Source organism: Leptodesmis sp., from assembly GCF_052746595.1.
Genome location: NZ_JBRAGO010000041.1, coordinates 22,222 through 35,596 on the forward strand (window position 1 = coordinate 22,222; position 13,375 = coordinate 35,596).

Annotated in this window: 13 protein-coding genes and 1 tRNA gene; 6 read left to right on the forward strand and 8 right to left on the reverse strand. The window is 51.0% G+C overall.

Going from position 1 to position 13,375, the window contains the following annotated elements; genetic code table 11:
* Positions 1 to 48: 48 nt before the first annotated feature.
* Positions 49 to 4,017: a hypothetical protein gene (locus ACUVQO_RS10960; RefSeq protein WP_445925915.1), complete on the forward strand. Its 3,969-nt coding sequence runs from the start codon at positions 49 to 51 to the stop codon at positions 4,015 to 4,017.
* Positions 4,018 to 4,121: 104 nt separating this feature from the next.
* On the opposite strand, the gene ACUVQO_RS10965 is transcribed toward ACUVQO_RS10960, so the two are convergent.
* Entirely contained in the window at positions 4,122 to 4,484 is a 363-nt protein-coding gene (locus ACUVQO_RS10965) for a DUF1830 domain-containing protein (RefSeq protein WP_445925916.1), read from the reverse strand.
* Between the two features lie 338 nt (positions 4,485 to 4,822).
* Here ACUVQO_RS10965 and ACUVQO_RS10970 point away from each other — a divergent pair, with 338 nt between their 5' ends.
* Both ACUVQO_RS10970 and ACUVQO_RS10975 read left to right on the forward strand, forming a co-directional pair.
* Positions 4,823 to 6,397: a photosystem II high light acclimation radical SAM protein gene (locus tag ACUVQO_RS10970; RefSeq protein WP_445925917.1), complete on the forward strand. Its 1,575-nt coding sequence runs from the start codon at positions 4,823 to 4,825 to the stop codon at positions 6,395 to 6,397.
* 46 nt (positions 6,398 to 6,443) lie between these two features.
* A complete protein-coding gene (locus tag ACUVQO_RS10975) occupies positions 6,444 to 7,130 on the forward strand; it encodes a Uma2 family endonuclease (RefSeq protein ID WP_445925918.1) in 687 nt (228 codons plus the stop codon).
* 114 nt (positions 7,131 to 7,244) lie between these two features.
* Here the strand turns inward: ACUVQO_RS10975 and ACUVQO_RS10980 are convergent, their stop codons facing one another.
* Positions 7,245 to 7,679 (reverse strand): fasciclin domain-containing protein, encoded by a 435-nt coding sequence (locus tag ACUVQO_RS10980; RefSeq protein ID WP_445925919.1) that lies wholly within the window; start codon positions 7,677 to 7,679, stop codon positions 7,245 to 7,247.
* Between the two features lie 77 nt (positions 7,680 to 7,756).
* Here ACUVQO_RS10980 and ACUVQO_RS10985 point away from each other — a divergent pair, with 77 nt between their 5' ends.
* A complete protein-coding gene (locus ACUVQO_RS10985; RefSeq protein WP_445925920.1) occupies positions 7,757 to 7,927 on the forward strand; it encodes a hypothetical protein in 171 nt (56 codons plus the stop codon).
* A gap of 88 nt (positions 7,928 to 8,015) precedes the next feature.
* Here the strand turns inward: ACUVQO_RS10985 and ACUVQO_RS10990 are convergent, their stop codons facing one another.
* The 4 genes from ACUVQO_RS10990 to ACUVQO_RS11005 all read right to left on the reverse strand — a co-directional run bounded on the left by ACUVQO_RS10990 (position 8,016) and on the right by ACUVQO_RS11005 (position 11,310).
* The gene (locus tag ACUVQO_RS10990; RefSeq protein WP_445925921.1) at positions 8,016 to 8,339 is read right to left on the reverse strand and encodes a protease inhibitor I42 family protein; all 324 of its coding nucleotides are present in this window, start codon (positions 8,337 to 8,339) and stop codon (positions 8,016 to 8,018) included.
* Between the two features lie 85 nt (positions 8,340 to 8,424).
* A complete protein-coding gene (locus ACUVQO_RS10995) occupies positions 8,425 to 8,895 on the reverse strand; it encodes a hypothetical protein (protein ID WP_445925922.1) in 471 nt (156 codons plus the stop codon).
* 66 nt (positions 8,896 to 8,961) lie between these two features.
* The gene (locus tag ACUVQO_RS11000; RefSeq protein WP_445925923.1) at positions 8,962 to 10,044 is read right to left on the reverse strand and encodes a C1 family peptidase; all 1,083 of its coding nucleotides are present in this window, start codon (positions 10,042 to 10,044) and stop codon (positions 8,962 to 8,964) included.
* A gap of 285 nt (positions 10,045 to 10,329) precedes the next feature.
* Positions 10,330 to 11,310 carry an ABC transporter ATP-binding protein gene (locus ACUVQO_RS11005; protein WP_445925924.1) on the reverse strand — a complete coding sequence of 327 codons (981 nt, stop codon included), beginning with the start codon at positions 11,308 to 11,310 and terminating at the stop codon, positions 10,330 to 10,332.
* A 74-nt stretch (positions 11,311 to 11,384) separates the two neighbouring features.
* On the opposite strand from ACUVQO_RS11005, the gene ACUVQO_RS11010 reads away from it, so the two are divergent.
* Positions 11,385 to 11,510, forward strand: coding sequence for a hypothetical protein (locus ACUVQO_RS11010; protein WP_273545908.1), 126 nt, complete (start codon positions 11,385 to 11,387; stop codon positions 11,508 to 11,510).
* 123 nt (positions 11,511 to 11,633) lie between these two features.
* Positions 11,634 to 12,185 (forward strand): serine/threonine protein kinase, encoded by a 552-nt coding sequence (locus tag ACUVQO_RS11015; RefSeq protein WP_445925925.1) that lies wholly within the window; start codon positions 11,634 to 11,636, stop codon positions 12,183 to 12,185.
* A gap of 173 nt (positions 12,186 to 12,358) precedes the next feature.
* Here the strand turns inward: ACUVQO_RS11015 and ACUVQO_RS11020 are convergent.
* Both ACUVQO_RS11020 and ACUVQO_RS11025 read right to left on the reverse strand, forming a co-directional pair.
* Positions 12,359 to 12,432 (reverse strand) — tRNA-Pro (locus ACUVQO_RS11020).
* A 74-nt stretch (positions 12,433 to 12,506) separates the two neighbouring features.
* Positions 12,507 to 13,133: a LabA-like NYN domain-containing protein gene (locus ACUVQO_RS11025; RefSeq protein ID WP_445925926.1), complete on the reverse strand. Its 627-nt coding sequence runs from the start codon at positions 13,131 to 13,133 to the stop codon at positions 12,507 to 12,509.
* Between the last annotated feature and the right edge of the window lie 242 nt (positions 13,134 to 13,375).

Below are 13,375 nucleotides of genomic sequence, written 5' to 3' on the forward strand. Positions count from 1 at the left end.
GGCAGGGTAGGTAGATAGTGGATGGGTGGATGAATGATGGGTGGGTGAGTGGATAGGCTCGACGATCGCCAGATTCTGATTCGACTCGCTGTGCAGGCGGGTCATCCAGCACTACTGCAAGGGTTGGATGCCTGGTTGCAACTGGGGTTAGTTTCCCAGGAATGGGTACGGCAGATTTGTGCGGAACAGCTTGCCTGTCCGTTACCCGAACCCGTCGTTGAGCAGTCACCTGACAGCCCCGATTCAGCGTTACAACCTGTGGGAGTGACGGATTTCCTGCCTCCTGAAGATGCTCACCCACCCTTACCTCGCGCTGCCGATCGTCCTATCAGCCTGCCAGCCCAATGGCTTCAGTCCTTTATGGCTGAAGTCAGCGTGGTGTGGTTACTGTTCCTGGGGGGTTTTCTGGTCGTTGTGTCCTCCGGAGTGCTGGCCGCCACTCAATGGCGCAACTTCTCACCGTTAGGACAATACAGCATTCTGCTGAGCTTCACCCTGGTCTTCTGGCTAGTCACTCTGTGGACAGATCGCCAACCTAACCTACAGCTGACCACCCAGACCTTAAGAATTGCCACCTTATTGATCATCCCAGTGAACTTCTGGATGATGGATGGCTTCAAGCTCTGGAACAGTTTCCCAGGAATTGTCTTTGTTACGATCGCCGCCCTCCTCCTCACCCTGATCACCATCCTGCTTTTAAAACCTAGCCGCGCCGCCTGGATGACTGGTACTGCGATCGGCCTCAGTTGGTTGCAGTGGGGCTGGGGTTGGCAGGGGACTCCCTTTACGGCCACCTATGTGGGAACGATCGCGGCTGCTGTTGCATTACTGGTTCAGGAGCAGCGGGAGAGGGAGAGAGAACGCTACTCTCTCCCCCCGATCGCTGTCACCTTCGGATCCCTGCTCCTGCTTCTGCGGGCAATCCTGGTGGCTCAGGTGCCGCTGAATCAATTGGGATTAGCGATTGGCATTAGTGGCTGGGTGCTGGTCTGGTTAGCTCGCCGATCGCCCGATCGTAGAATGTGGATGTGGCTTGGTTCGGCCTTACTGATTGTTGGCTGGGCGATCGCGGTATCGGTGATTCCTCCCTGGCAAGCGATCGTCATTACTGGCTTGGGATTATGGCTGCTCGGAGATGGCTTGAGACGCACGGGTGAGCCAGTCTATTTAACCACAGGATTTTTTGTGGGATTTCAGGGAGTCTGGTTACTCTGGCGCGTGATTCCTCCCGTCTGGCAGCAAGCGATCGTCCGCTTCTGTATCAGCCTCGCTGGAACCGAGGGGATGACCTCTGCCTTATCTGGGATCGGCTTCTTGCCCTACGTCCTGGCCACGGTCTGGTTTGCCTTCCGATTACGACAGTGGCAGCGTCCCGCCTTAGCACTCCAGGCCGAACAATTGGCCCTGATAGCGGGTGGCTTGCTGACGTTAATCAGTCTGGCCAATCCCACCGTGCGATCGCTCAACCTGGCCCTTTCCACTCTCACCCTGGCGATCGTCCTGCTGTCCCGTCCCCAACCCAGCGCAGGGCTGATTTACCTGACTCACACCGCTGCCCTATCCACCTTGATTTCCACCCTGCAGCGCTTCCTCCCCACCCTCAGCCTGCACCTCTGGGCCACCTTTCTCCTCACCCTCATGCTCCTGGAATGGATCGCCTGCTACTCTCTTCACTCCGCCACTCCACCACCTGCCACTGAGACGTTCCACCGAAACGTCTCTACCACTGGCCCCTCCACCCCCCCACTCCCTTACCCCCTCACTTCCCTCCTCGCCTGGAAAACCAGCACCTGGCACTTTGGCCTTCTGTTCGCCGGAGTCAGTTACATCCTGCTCGCACTCCAACTCTGGCAGAACGATCGTCACTGGAGTGGAGTCTGGCTGATTACCCCGATCGCCCTAACCATTCTGGGTAGTCAAAGCAGTTTTACCGCCGCACGGTTAGCCAGTTGGTTGAGCGTTTTCGCCTTGTTTCTGCTCCAACCCTTGATGTTGGGTTCGACAACCGAGCGATTGCTTGGTCTGGGAACAGCGGCAGTTTTGATGCTCATCAACACCTACTATCTGAGGAATCAGACTGCCGCCGTATTAACCGTCGGCTTTGGCCTCAGCTTTGAAATGCTGGCCTTCTGGGAAGCCTTTGGCGATCGCCTGCTGAACGACGGATGGTTTCTCCTGATCCTGGCGGGAACTATCCTGGCACTCTGGGTGCTTAGAGGCTTGCTCCTACATCGCAGGCAGGTTTTCACCAGCCTATATCGACAGGCAACAGATGGTTGGGCGATCGCCCTCACCTTGGTCACCCTGCTGCTCCTCTCTCTGATGCTGCTGCTGATTTATCTGCTCTTCGTCCAACCCTCCTGGCAATACACTGCCGCCAGTGCCGTTCTGGTCATCGCCACCCTGTACCGTACCACCCAATCTGCCACTGACTTCACCTACCTCATCCTGGCCTGGAGCGTTGAACTCCTGATTGCCGCCGCCCTTACCCTATCTGGGCAACCCACTCGCACCACCTTCGACTACCTTGCGATCGCCAACCTAGTCCTTGCCGTTATCACTCAATTAACCGGAGACTGGCAAATAGCCAAACTCCTTCCCTCCTCCCCTTCTCCCCCTTCACCCCTTCACTCCTCTACTCAACCACTCCCACCCCCCACCTGGCACCTCATTCCCCTTCTATACGCCCTCTTCGCCATCGCCTTACACCCCTTCTTTACAACGACCAGTGCCCTTTACACCCTGATCGGTGCATGGGTAGGGATCAGAGTAGGCCGTCGCCTCCCATCCCTGAAAGCATTAACCTTTCTGTCGGTATTGGTGGGATCCTTTGCCGCCCATGAATTTCTCGTCGCTCAACTGAGGCAGGTGCAGGGAGTCAATCCCAACGACACTCTAATCATGCTGGCTCTGCTGGCAGCAGTTCTGGCGATCGCCGCCCACCTTGGACAACGCTGGGCCATGCCCTGGCTCCGCCTCTCCGGAGATAAGTGGTCATTGATCGCCAATTTACACTGGGGATTAGGCAATTTCTGGCTCATTCCGGCCCTGATCGTATCCCTCAGTTCGACCGGAGAATGGCTCTGGCTGCTCGCTGCAACCCTGCTCGCCACCTATGCCCTGACAAAAAGCCACAATCGCTGGAGAAACTTCCCCCTCCCCCCTCCTCTCCCATCCCCCCATCACTTCCCCTGGACTTACGCTGGAATCACTGAATCCCTGATCGCGATCGGCTACCTACTCCACCGTCTACTCCCCGCAACCAGGCTCATTGATTGGTCAGGCACGATCGCCGTCGGCATCGCATTGGCGTTATACTTCGGCCCCTGGGATCGCTGGGGATGGGATAAACGTCCCTGGAAGCAAATGGCAGCGGTATTACCAGGGGTGGTGATTTTAATTGTGGCCTGGGGGATAAACATCCAGAGTTTGTTAATGGGAGCCGCTTTTTATGCCTGGTTAGCAGCGGCAGAACAGCAACCTCGCTTGAGCTACATTGGGGTTTTGCTGGCAGATTGGGCAATTCTGCGGATATTTGTCACCTACGAGTTAAGAGAACCGCTCTGGTTTGTCATGGTGCTGAGTGCCTCCTTACTGTATGTCGCGCAGATTGATCCGGGATTCCAGCATCAGCGCGATCGGGAAAAACGGCACTGGCTCCGTAGTCTAGCTACAGCACTGATTTGTCTGACCGGCTTCTACCAGTCCGAAATCGGAATTGCCGGAGTTGCGCCTGTGTTTGCAGGTCTGCTGGCGCTGGCGCTAGAATTTGGCTTTATTGTGGCAGGCTTATTGCTGCGGATTCGGGCTTTTCTATACATCGGCACCGTCACCTTTATTCTGCAGGTGCTCTGGCAACTGTGGCGATTTATTAGCGATTATTCCCTCATGCTGTGGGCACTGGGCATCCTGGTAGGATTACTGTTGATTTGGGCGGCTGCTACGTTTGAAGCCCGCCGTGCCCAGGTAAATACCTTGATGCAACAGTGGGCTTCGCAATTGAACCAATGGGAATAGGAAACTGTAATGAGGTCTTCAAGAAGTTGGTTTGTTAAAGGGTTTAAATTCGGTAGTAGCCCCTTTTTTTAACCTTTTTAACAGTGTGACGACCGTGAAGCACCTCAATTGCTAACTCCAACCGAATTAGTGACTAACCTGGCTGGTTCCAATCCTTCGTTCAATTCCTCCATGCGTTGTTCATGTTCAGGATTCAAGGATGAGATCACCGCATCCTCAACCTGTAAGCGATCGCAGGGAATCGTATCTGCCAGAATTGTACTGGCCATCATGCCGCAATGAATCTCTAACAAGGCTTCCGAAGGGGCTTCAAACAGCAACCGCTGTCCAGGAAACACGACCCGTTCAAAGTACCAATTGGGGATATTGGTAATGCGGGCCACCTGGATGCGGCTGGTGGCATTGACATAACAGCACACAATGGGGTGGGCACTGATAGTGGGTACGGGATCAAAAATCTGAGCCATAGAATTTGTGTATGCACTAGGGCCTGTAAGCATATCGACCCTACCATTGGCTGATCCCCTTTGGTTGTAAATCCGATTACCAACTCGCGCTTAAAGCAAAAAATATTGAGAATTTATACTTAACAGTAGGGGGTGGAGCGATCGTTTTTTGCTTCTTTTGCTTAAAAAAATTAACAGAGGCTGCTCCAGTAACAAGCCCCCCTCAAGTTGGCAACTGTGGTATCGTAAAGTTGTGTAACATAAATAAGTCCAGCCAGAGACCTGAAATTTCCTGTAAAAGAAGCTTCAAATCTGGCGCAGATAAGGTTTCAATTTAGAACTCGCCACGTTTTGCTGATATGGAAAGCCGGATCCTCTATGTTCGCCTCCCGTGCAACCCGATTTTTCCGATCGGGGTTGTTTACCTGGCTGACCATGTTCACAAACTGTTTCCCCAGGTGCAACAACGGATTTTCGATCTGGGAACAGTACCACCCATTGATTATGCCACCGCCCTGGATGCCTGTATTGATGAATTCCAGCCAACTTTACTGGTGTTTTCCTGGCGGGATATTCAGATCTATGCCCCAGTGGGGGGACGGGGCGGCAATCCCCTGCAGTATACCTTTGAATTTTTCTATTCCCGCAATCCTCTGGTGAAGTTAAAAGGGGCACTGGGACTGCTACGGATTGCCGGAGGTTACTACGGAGAATTATGGCAAAACCTGGGTCTGATCAAGCGAGGCACTCGTCGCGCTCAACGCTATAACCCTGCGGCCAAAGTGGTCGTCGGTGGCGGAGCCGTCAGCGTCTTCTATGAGCAGTTAGGAAAGAGCCTACCCAAAGGGGCGATCGTCTCAGTGGGCGAAGGGGAAACCTTGCTGGAAAAATTGGTGCGCGGAGAGAGTCTACAGAACGAGCGGTGCTATGTAGTGGGTGAAACGCAGCCCCGCCCTCGTCTGATCCACGAAGCTCCTGCCCCGATTGAAAAAACGGCCTGTAACTATGACTATATCCAGAGCATCTGGAATGAGTTTGAGTACTACCTGCAAGCAGAGGATTTCTATGTAGGCGTGCAGACGAAGCGGGGCTGCCCTCACAACTGCTGTTACTGTATCTACACCGTGATCGAAGGCAAGCAGGTGAGAGTGAATCCTGCGGATGAAGTGGTGGCAGAGATGCGCCAGTTGTACGATCGCGGCATTCGCAACTTCTGGTTCACCGATGCTCAACTGATTCCCGCCCGGAAATATATTGATGACGTGGTGGAACTGCTGCAAAAGGTGCTCCAGGCTGGAATGCAGGACATCCACTGGGCCGCTTATATTCGAGCCGATAATTTAACGCCGGAATTGTGCGACCTGATGGTCAAAACGGGCATGAATTATTTTGAGATCGGGATCACCAGTGGCTCTCAGGAACTAGTACGGAAAATGCGGATGGGGTACAACCTGCGTACTGTCCTACAAAATTGCCGGGATCTGAAAGCAGCGGGATTTAACGATCTGGTATCCGTCAATTACTCGTTTAATGTCATCGACGAAACCCTCGATACCATCCGGCAAACGATCGCCTACCACCGCGAATTAGAAAACATTTTTGGAGCCAATAAAGTAGAACCTGCCATTTTCTTCATCGGCTTGCAACCCCATACCCACCTGGAAGAATTCGCCTTCAAGAATGAGGTGTTGCGTCCCGGTTATGACCCAATGAACATCAAACCCTGGACGGTTCGTAAGTTGCTGTGGAATCCGGAGCCACTGGGTTCCTTCTTTGGCGAGGTCTGCCTGCAAGCCTGGAAGCGCAACCCGAATGACTTTGGCCGGGAAGTAATGAATATCCTGGAAGAACGATTGGGACGCGCTCCCCTGGAAGAGGCATTATCGGCCCCGATCGTCGAACCACCCACAAAACCCCTCGTCCTCTCTGCCTGATTCTCACCTCTGCCTGATCTCACCTCTACAAGGAGCGTGCACACCGATGGTAGACACTCCTGCTCAACGCTTTGCAATTCCGCCACTGGAAAACGGCGATCGCTTGACCCGCTATGAGTTCGAGCGTCGTTACAACGCCATGCCGCATCTGAAAAAGGCTGAGTTAATTGAAGGAATTGTCTACATGCCTGCAGCGTTACGGTTCAAAAGTCATGGACAACCACATGGGCGAATCATCGGTTGGTTAATCGCCTATGAGGCAATGACTCCTGGTGTATTGGTAGGGGATAACCCAACGGTGCGACTCGATATCGATAATGAACCTCAACCTGATGCTGTTCTGCTCATCAGTCAAGAAGCCGGGGGACAGGCACGCATCAGTGAGGATGATTATATTGAAGGCGCACCGGAACTAATTGTGGAAGTGGCGGCCAGCAGCGCGGCGATCGACCTCCATGCTAAGAAACACGCCTATCGTCGCAATGGAGTGAAAGAATATCTGGTCTGGCAGGTGCTGGATCAAAAAATTAGCTGGTTTTATTCAGAAGCAGGAGAATACCTGGATTTACTGCCGAACGAGGATGGCATCTGGCAAAGTCACACTTGTCCTGGCCTGTGGCTGGATGGCTTGGCCTTGCTGCAGGGAAATATGCAACGGGTGTTTGAGGTTCTGCAAACAGGTCTTCACTCGCCCGAACACGCCACTTTTGTTCAACAATTGGGGCAATCTTGAAAGACTTCACCGGAGTAGAGAGCAACAAGATAAGCATTGACTAGAAAACGTAGGATGGGCAAAAGGTAGGGCTATGCCCATCTCAAACATCAAATTTTAGGCAAGACCCACAAGTTACAGTTTCTGCTCTAAGGCCGATTCAACCAGGGTAGGCATCAGAACTGTGTTGATCGCGTGGATCACGCCGTTGTCGGTCAATATATCGGCTTCCAGGACAGTTGTATCATTTACCTTAACTTGACCATTTGGGTGTTCGACGGCGACTACAGACCCTTCTGCTGTTGGTGCCTCGTCAATTTTCTGCAAGTCTTCCAACCGGGCATCCGCCTGCAGGATGTGATAAATCAACACCCGCTGCAACGCAGCTTGATCCCACAACATTTCATCCATCAGGCCGTTGGGCAGTTTGGCAAACACTTCATCGGTTGGGGCTAACACCGTGATGGGGCCAGGGCTTTGCAACATTTCCGCCAGATCATCTGCCTGAATCGCTTTTGCCAGGGTATTGAACTTTCCAGCCTGAGTTACGGTATCTACTAGATTCGCCATACGTCGCACCTTATATTGCTACTTCTAAATAATTTCAGCAAGCAAACTTCAAACAAGCACGCGCGGCTAAGAAACCAATGTCGCAAATCATTAATGAGTTAAATTTGGATTCCAAGCAGAAGAGCCAGATTGTTGCGATCGTCCAGAAGTCTGCCAATGACATTCGTTCCAAGCTGACAAAAATTCAACTGGCTACGCTCAACGATTATGTGAAAAAACACAGTGGTGGAACAGCAACAGTCGAGTAAGTAACTGGTGTAATCAAACATAGGATACGTTAGTGCCAACGTACCGAATCAATCAGGGCTAGATGATTGGTCTATTCCTTCTTTATGATCAGGCTACCTGAATCATCACCGAAAAGGATTCCAGCGCCGCCGCTTGATCCTCCCACTCTCGCTTACTTTTCAAACTCAGACTGATTTGTCCCGGTTGCTGAGCTTGAAATGTCAGCACTCGCTGGCCACCTCCACCGATCGCGGCTGAACTGGATGACTCAAAGCGATCGTCGGTCAATTGCAACACCTGAGTATTGAGCGATGGAATTGACCAGCGATACCCCGTTGTGGGATTTTCAGCTAATCGCAAGATGAGGGTTTGTCCCGGTTTGAGGGTGAGGGTTTTACCATTGTCAGCCTTGGTTAGCGTGATGTCAGACATTCGTACAGCCCCTGTTGCTTGTGCAGTGTATTGAAAGTAGAGAGATGAACTAATCACCTCTCTACTCTGATTTCAACAACCTGCCTTACCAGACGTAGATGGTATTCACCTTACCATCGTCTCCTTCATAGTAGTTTGCACCTTTGCCAGTCGTTTTGGCATGGGCAGCAATGATGCTGAAGGCCATGATCGCACTGTCGGAATTGTCGGCAAATTTACGCCAGCCAATTCCGTCCACATACATATAGGAATTGCGATCGTTACCGCAAGCACGCCATAATCCTGTCACCTTCTTATCCGTCTGCCAGCCTGCTCCGACTGTTCCTGCTGCGCCTTGTTGCAGTTTGCTGGAAGGTTCCTGGGTGGGATAGTCAGCCACAGTCGCGGTGATCGAACGGACAGGAGGTTCTTCGGTAGGATAATCCAGCACCGTAGCCTTGCCAGTATCTTTATTAAAGCCATTGCCAGGGGGAGCAAAGGCGATCGCTACATTCTGGCGGGGAATGCACTCTTCAGTTCCAGCCATGGAGGGAGTGACTTCGAGTGTATTACTCATGGTAAATCTCCTAAACATCTGAATTGAAATTGTAAAAGCACCAAAGAAAACTTGATCTAGCTATCGCTAACAGGCATAAATTTGAGTAATGATGCCATTATCTTGATAAACTGAGACGATCCGATCTTGAGCTTTGGAGGCAGCCAGTTGGGTCAGCATATCAATATGCGCATTCACATTTGCAGTACACAGTCTGCGCCAACCAATGCCATTACTCAGGTAAACGAATGCATTCAGGTCAGCATTATTGGCCCACAGACCCTGCACTTTCACATTGCTCAGCCAGCCAGTTTCCAAAATTCCTTCAACAGCATAAATGGAAGCCTCAATGCCACATTGACCATAGGCAATCTTGAAGTAGCCCTGTTCACCAAAACCAGTGCCCCAACTGTTCTTGCAGATCCAGCAGCCTGCATTATCGTCATAACCAACGATAGAGACGCAGTGACCACCCACAACACGGCCTGTCACATGACGATAGACTCCACTCCTGTAGGAGAAAAAGTCTTCATAAACGGTATAGCAAGCGCTGAGAGCACCGCGAGTAGAGATCCAGTCTTTCATCGCGGCAATATCATTGAGCTTTTTGAAATTGGTGATTTTGACCAGACGGTTTTGCCAGTCAGAGCACAGAGCACAGTTTTGATCTCCGGCGGTGTAAGGGAAGCAGGCATCATCTACGATCCCTTGTTTAGCACACTCCATCGCTTTATCGGGCCACCAGCCATTGGCGCAGGTGCGTCTCTGAGACTTGGCATAACAGTAATACAGATGTGCCTCAGACAGGTTGATATCCAGGTTGGGATTGTTGCGCTGGCGTCGAAATGTGGCTTCGATCGTTGCGATCGTCCCAAATGCAACACAGGAGCCGCAGCCACCCTGGTCTTTGACATTAGTGACAAAGCCACCTGTGCGTAAATCATACGCGGCGGGATAGCCAAAACTAGAAGCCGCCGCAGTAGCCTGAAACGTAGCATATTTGCTGCTGGCCATCCGTTCCTGCTCTTCTAAAGACGGCTCACCGGGGCCAGGAATATAGCCACAGAGCAGCCGTTGTTCTTCGGGGGATAAACGAGACACGGTGGTTTCGCCTGCTTGCCAACCAGCATTTGCCAGGTCGATCGCAGCCTGCAATTTAATCGGATCCATAATCATCTCCTAAAATTTAGGTTGATTTGCAATCACTGGGCTTGCAACTCCCCTTTCTTTGACTTTTTGAGCAAACCTTTGATTGCACGTTTGGAGATGGAGAATCTAAACTGGGTACAGTTCTCCATCTAGGGGAATAAGAGAGTAGCGTTTCTGTGTCTCTTGCGCCAACTCGAAGCACAGAACGCTACCTGAACCTTGTTCCATGCTAGGCTTGGCCACTACCTTCCCACAGTACCCACAAGGGTGATTCCTGCTCACCCAATCTTTAAATAATCACAATCTTTAAATACTCTGACGAATGCCCCGTTCTTGAAGTTGATGAACAAAGAATTCCTCCAGGGAAGGACGAGCGAGTTGCAAATCAACCAATTGAGCACCCATAAGATTGAGGCTACCTAAAAAGTCCTGGGGATTACCCAACACTTCTCCCTGCCAGAAGCCATCGCGAAATTCCATGTGGCCCAGGCGATTTTTTAGCACATCGGGATTGCCCCCTTTCACCCTGGCTCGATAGACATTCGATGTGCCCAAGAGTTCGTCGAGAGAGCCGAGACAAATGCGTTCCCCTTCAGCGAGGATGGCCACCCGATCGCAAATTTGCTCAACATCTGCCAGGATATGACTATTGAAAAAAATTGTCTTGCCCTGTGACTTCAGAGACAAAATAATCTCCCGGATCTGGTAACGTCCAAGCGGATCGAGGCCCGACATCGGTTCATCGAGAAACACTAACTCCGGATCATTGATCAACGCCTGCGCCATGCCAATGCGTTGCAACATACCTTTGGAATACTGGCGCAGTTGTTTGCGTTTGGCAGCAGATTGGGCCAGTCCTACGAGATCCAGTAATTCCGGGATGCGCTTGCGGCGAATGTGTCTGGGAAGCCCAAACAATCCTCCGGTGAACTGCAAAATCTCCCATCCGGTCAGGTAGTCGTAAAAGTAGGGATTTTCCGGCAGGTAGCCGATTCGCTGTTTGGTGGCCCGATCGCCGATCGGTTTTCCCAGCACCAATCCTCGGCCACCGGAAGGCCGCACAATCCCCAACAACACTTTCAACAGGGTGGTCTTTCCCGCTCCATTTGGCCCCAACAGTCCAAACGTCTCGCCCTCAAACACCTGCAGGGTGAAATTCTTCAAAGAGGGCACTTTCTGAGTCATCCAGAAACCTGCCCGATAGGTCTTACTGAGTTCGTAGGTTTCAACGACAGCAGGACGGCTGGCAGGCGCAGTTTCGGTATAAGTAACGATCGCAGAATCCATTGTTACAGAACGGGTAGGGAGTGTAGGGTGGAGAAAGTGAATTTTATCGTGTACCCGACGGAAAGGAGTCAGGAATGGAACGATCAAAGATTATCGCAATTACGACCGGAGCGATCGCGATCGGGCTCAGTATTGCTTATTTGTTGCTGGTACAAATTCTTGATTTTCGCGGCATGATGGCCCCTGCACCGATGGGGTAGTTCGGCAGTTTTTCAGTTTTACGGGAAATTTAAATTGCTCCTGGGCATACTCGATCATCACTTTTTGTGTGGGTACCCATTTGACTGTAGGCGCAAGAGAGTCATATCCAAGGAGCAATTGAGATGAAGATGGCAGCAGAGAGTACGAAAGTTGCCGGATATCAACTGGTTGAGCAAGTCTACTCTGGTTCCAGAACACTGATTTATCGTGCGATTCGGGCAGTCGATCAATGCCCGGTTATGATTAAGCTGCTGCAACGAGAATACCCGACTTTTAACGAACTATTACAGTTCCGTAATCAATACCTGATTGCCAAACGACTGGAGATTCCTGGCATTATCCGTCCTTACAGCCTGGAACCCTACCGTAATGGCTACGCCCTGATCATGGAAGATATGGGCGGCATCTCACTCCGGGATTACCTCAAAACTCGCTCTTTGAGCCTGCGACAGTTTCTGCAAATCGCCATTCCGCTGGCTGCAATTCTTTATGATGTGCATCAGCAGCGGATCATTCATAAGGACATTAAACCCGCTAACATTCTGATTCACCCAGAAACCCAGGAAATCAAGCTGATTGACTTCAGCATTGCCTCGTTGCTGCCGCGTGAAACTCAGGAAATTCAAAATCCGGAGAGGCTGGAAGGTACCCTGGCCTATCAGTATTTGATCTAAGTCATTGTGCCACTGCACAATGACTTAGATCGTGAAATCGCCTTTTGCCAATCTGACCATTTCTCCAGTACTGAGCTAGACTGGTCACGGGATAAACACGATTTGATCCTACTGAAAGTCTGAATCAATCTCCAGACATGCTAAAACTGCCCATTACGAGCGGTTTTCACGAATCGGAGCGGCGGGATTTGAACCCACGACCCCTACTACCCCAAAGTAGTGCGCTACCAAGCTGCGCTACGCCCCGCTAGTTCAATCAATATAACATATTGTGTCGCTCGTAAATGCATACTTCCAATTTGTTCGATCGCTCCTGAAAAATTAGGACTTGGCGATCGCCTGTTGGATGCTGGCCAAGTCAGTGTAGCGATCGGCCACTTGCAGCAGACAGTCACTGGTCATGGATTGTAAACTAACGACTTCGACCTGAACTCCTTTGTAGGCAACCGCATTCGCGGCATAGGTCAGATCACCATCGCCACTAACCAGTACTGCCGTATCATAGACTCCTGCCATCGCCAACATATCCACGGCAATTTCCACATCCAGATTGGCTTTTTTAGAACCATCCGGCATTTGCAATAACTCTTTGGAAACTACCCGGTAGCCATTTCGACTCATCCAGAGTAAAAAGCCATGTTGTTTTTCATTGGTGCGATCGACCCCCGTGTAGAAGTAAGAGCGTACCAGCTTACGGTTGCGGACAAGGCATTGAAGTAATCTGGTGTAATCGATTTCAATGCCTAAGTTTAAAGCGGCGTAAAATAGATTAGAGCCGTCAATAAAGACGATGACCCGATCATGGGAAGATTCGTTTATCTGATAGGACGATGGTATATAAGAGGGGGAGTCAACAAATCCTGAAATAGAAGGCTCCCCGGATTTGCCAGAATTTGATGACTTGCTAACAGAGGAGCCATTCCGCTCAGGTTTTGGAATTAATTGCATAGGATGAACTCTGGTGTCGCTTTAAATAAATTTATACTCGCAGAGGTAATGGCTACCACCATCGTCTCTGCGGCTGATGCCTTAATATTTACTTTATACTTTTGAGCGGATTATCTTATTGAAGGTACTCGTATTATCTGATATTCCTTCTTGAAAGTAAATATTTCTTAGTAGATAGCAATAAATTGGGTTGACTACTCCCCGGCGTGAATGCGCGGGGATTCTAAACGGATGTTACGGGA

Coding starts and splice junctions, on each gene's coding strand:
- ACUVQO_RS10995 (WP_445925922.1), bottom strand. CDS start 8,895: ATGAGTAATACACTCGAAGTCACTCCCTCCATGGCTGGAACTGAAGAG.
- ACUVQO_RS11015 (WP_445925925.1), top strand. CDS start 11,634: ATGAAGATGGCAGCAGAGAGTACGAAAGTTGCCGGATATCAACTGGTT.
- ACUVQO_RS11025 (WP_445925926.1), bottom strand. CDS start 13,133: ATGCAATTAATTCCAAAACCTGAGCGGAATGGCTCCTCTGTTAGCAAG.
- ACUVQO_RS11005 (WP_445925924.1), bottom strand. CDS start 11,310: ATGGATTCTGCGATCGTTACTTATACCGAAACTGCGCCTGCCAGCCGT.
- ACUVQO_RS10970 (WP_445925917.1), top strand. CDS start 4,823: ATGGAAAGCCGGATCCTCTATGTTCGCCTCCCGTGCAACCCGATTTTT.
- ACUVQO_RS10980 (WP_445925919.1), bottom strand. CDS start 7,679: ATGGCGAATCTAGTAGATACCGTAACTCAGGCTGGAAAGTTCAATACC.
- ACUVQO_RS11010 (WP_273545908.1), top strand. CDS start 11,385: ATGGAACGATCAAAGATTATCGCAATTACGACCGGAGCGATCGCGATC.
- ACUVQO_RS11000 (WP_445925923.1), bottom strand. CDS start 10,044: ATGGATCCGATTAAATTGCAGGCTGCGATCGACCTGGCAAATGCTGGT.
- ACUVQO_RS10965 (WP_445925916.1), bottom strand. CDS start 4,484: ATGGCTCAGATTTTTGATCCCGTACCCACTATCAGTGCCCACCCCATT.
- ACUVQO_RS10975 (WP_445925918.1), top strand. CDS start 6,444: ATGGTAGACACTCCTGCTCAACGCTTTGCAATTCCGCCACTGGAAAAC.
- ACUVQO_RS10985 (WP_445925920.1), top strand. CDS start 7,757: ATGTCGCAAATCATTAATGAGTTAAATTTGGATTCCAAGCAGAAGAGC.
- ACUVQO_RS10990 (WP_445925921.1), bottom strand. CDS start 8,339: ATGTCTGACATCACGCTAACCAAGGCTGACAATGGTAAAACCCTCACC.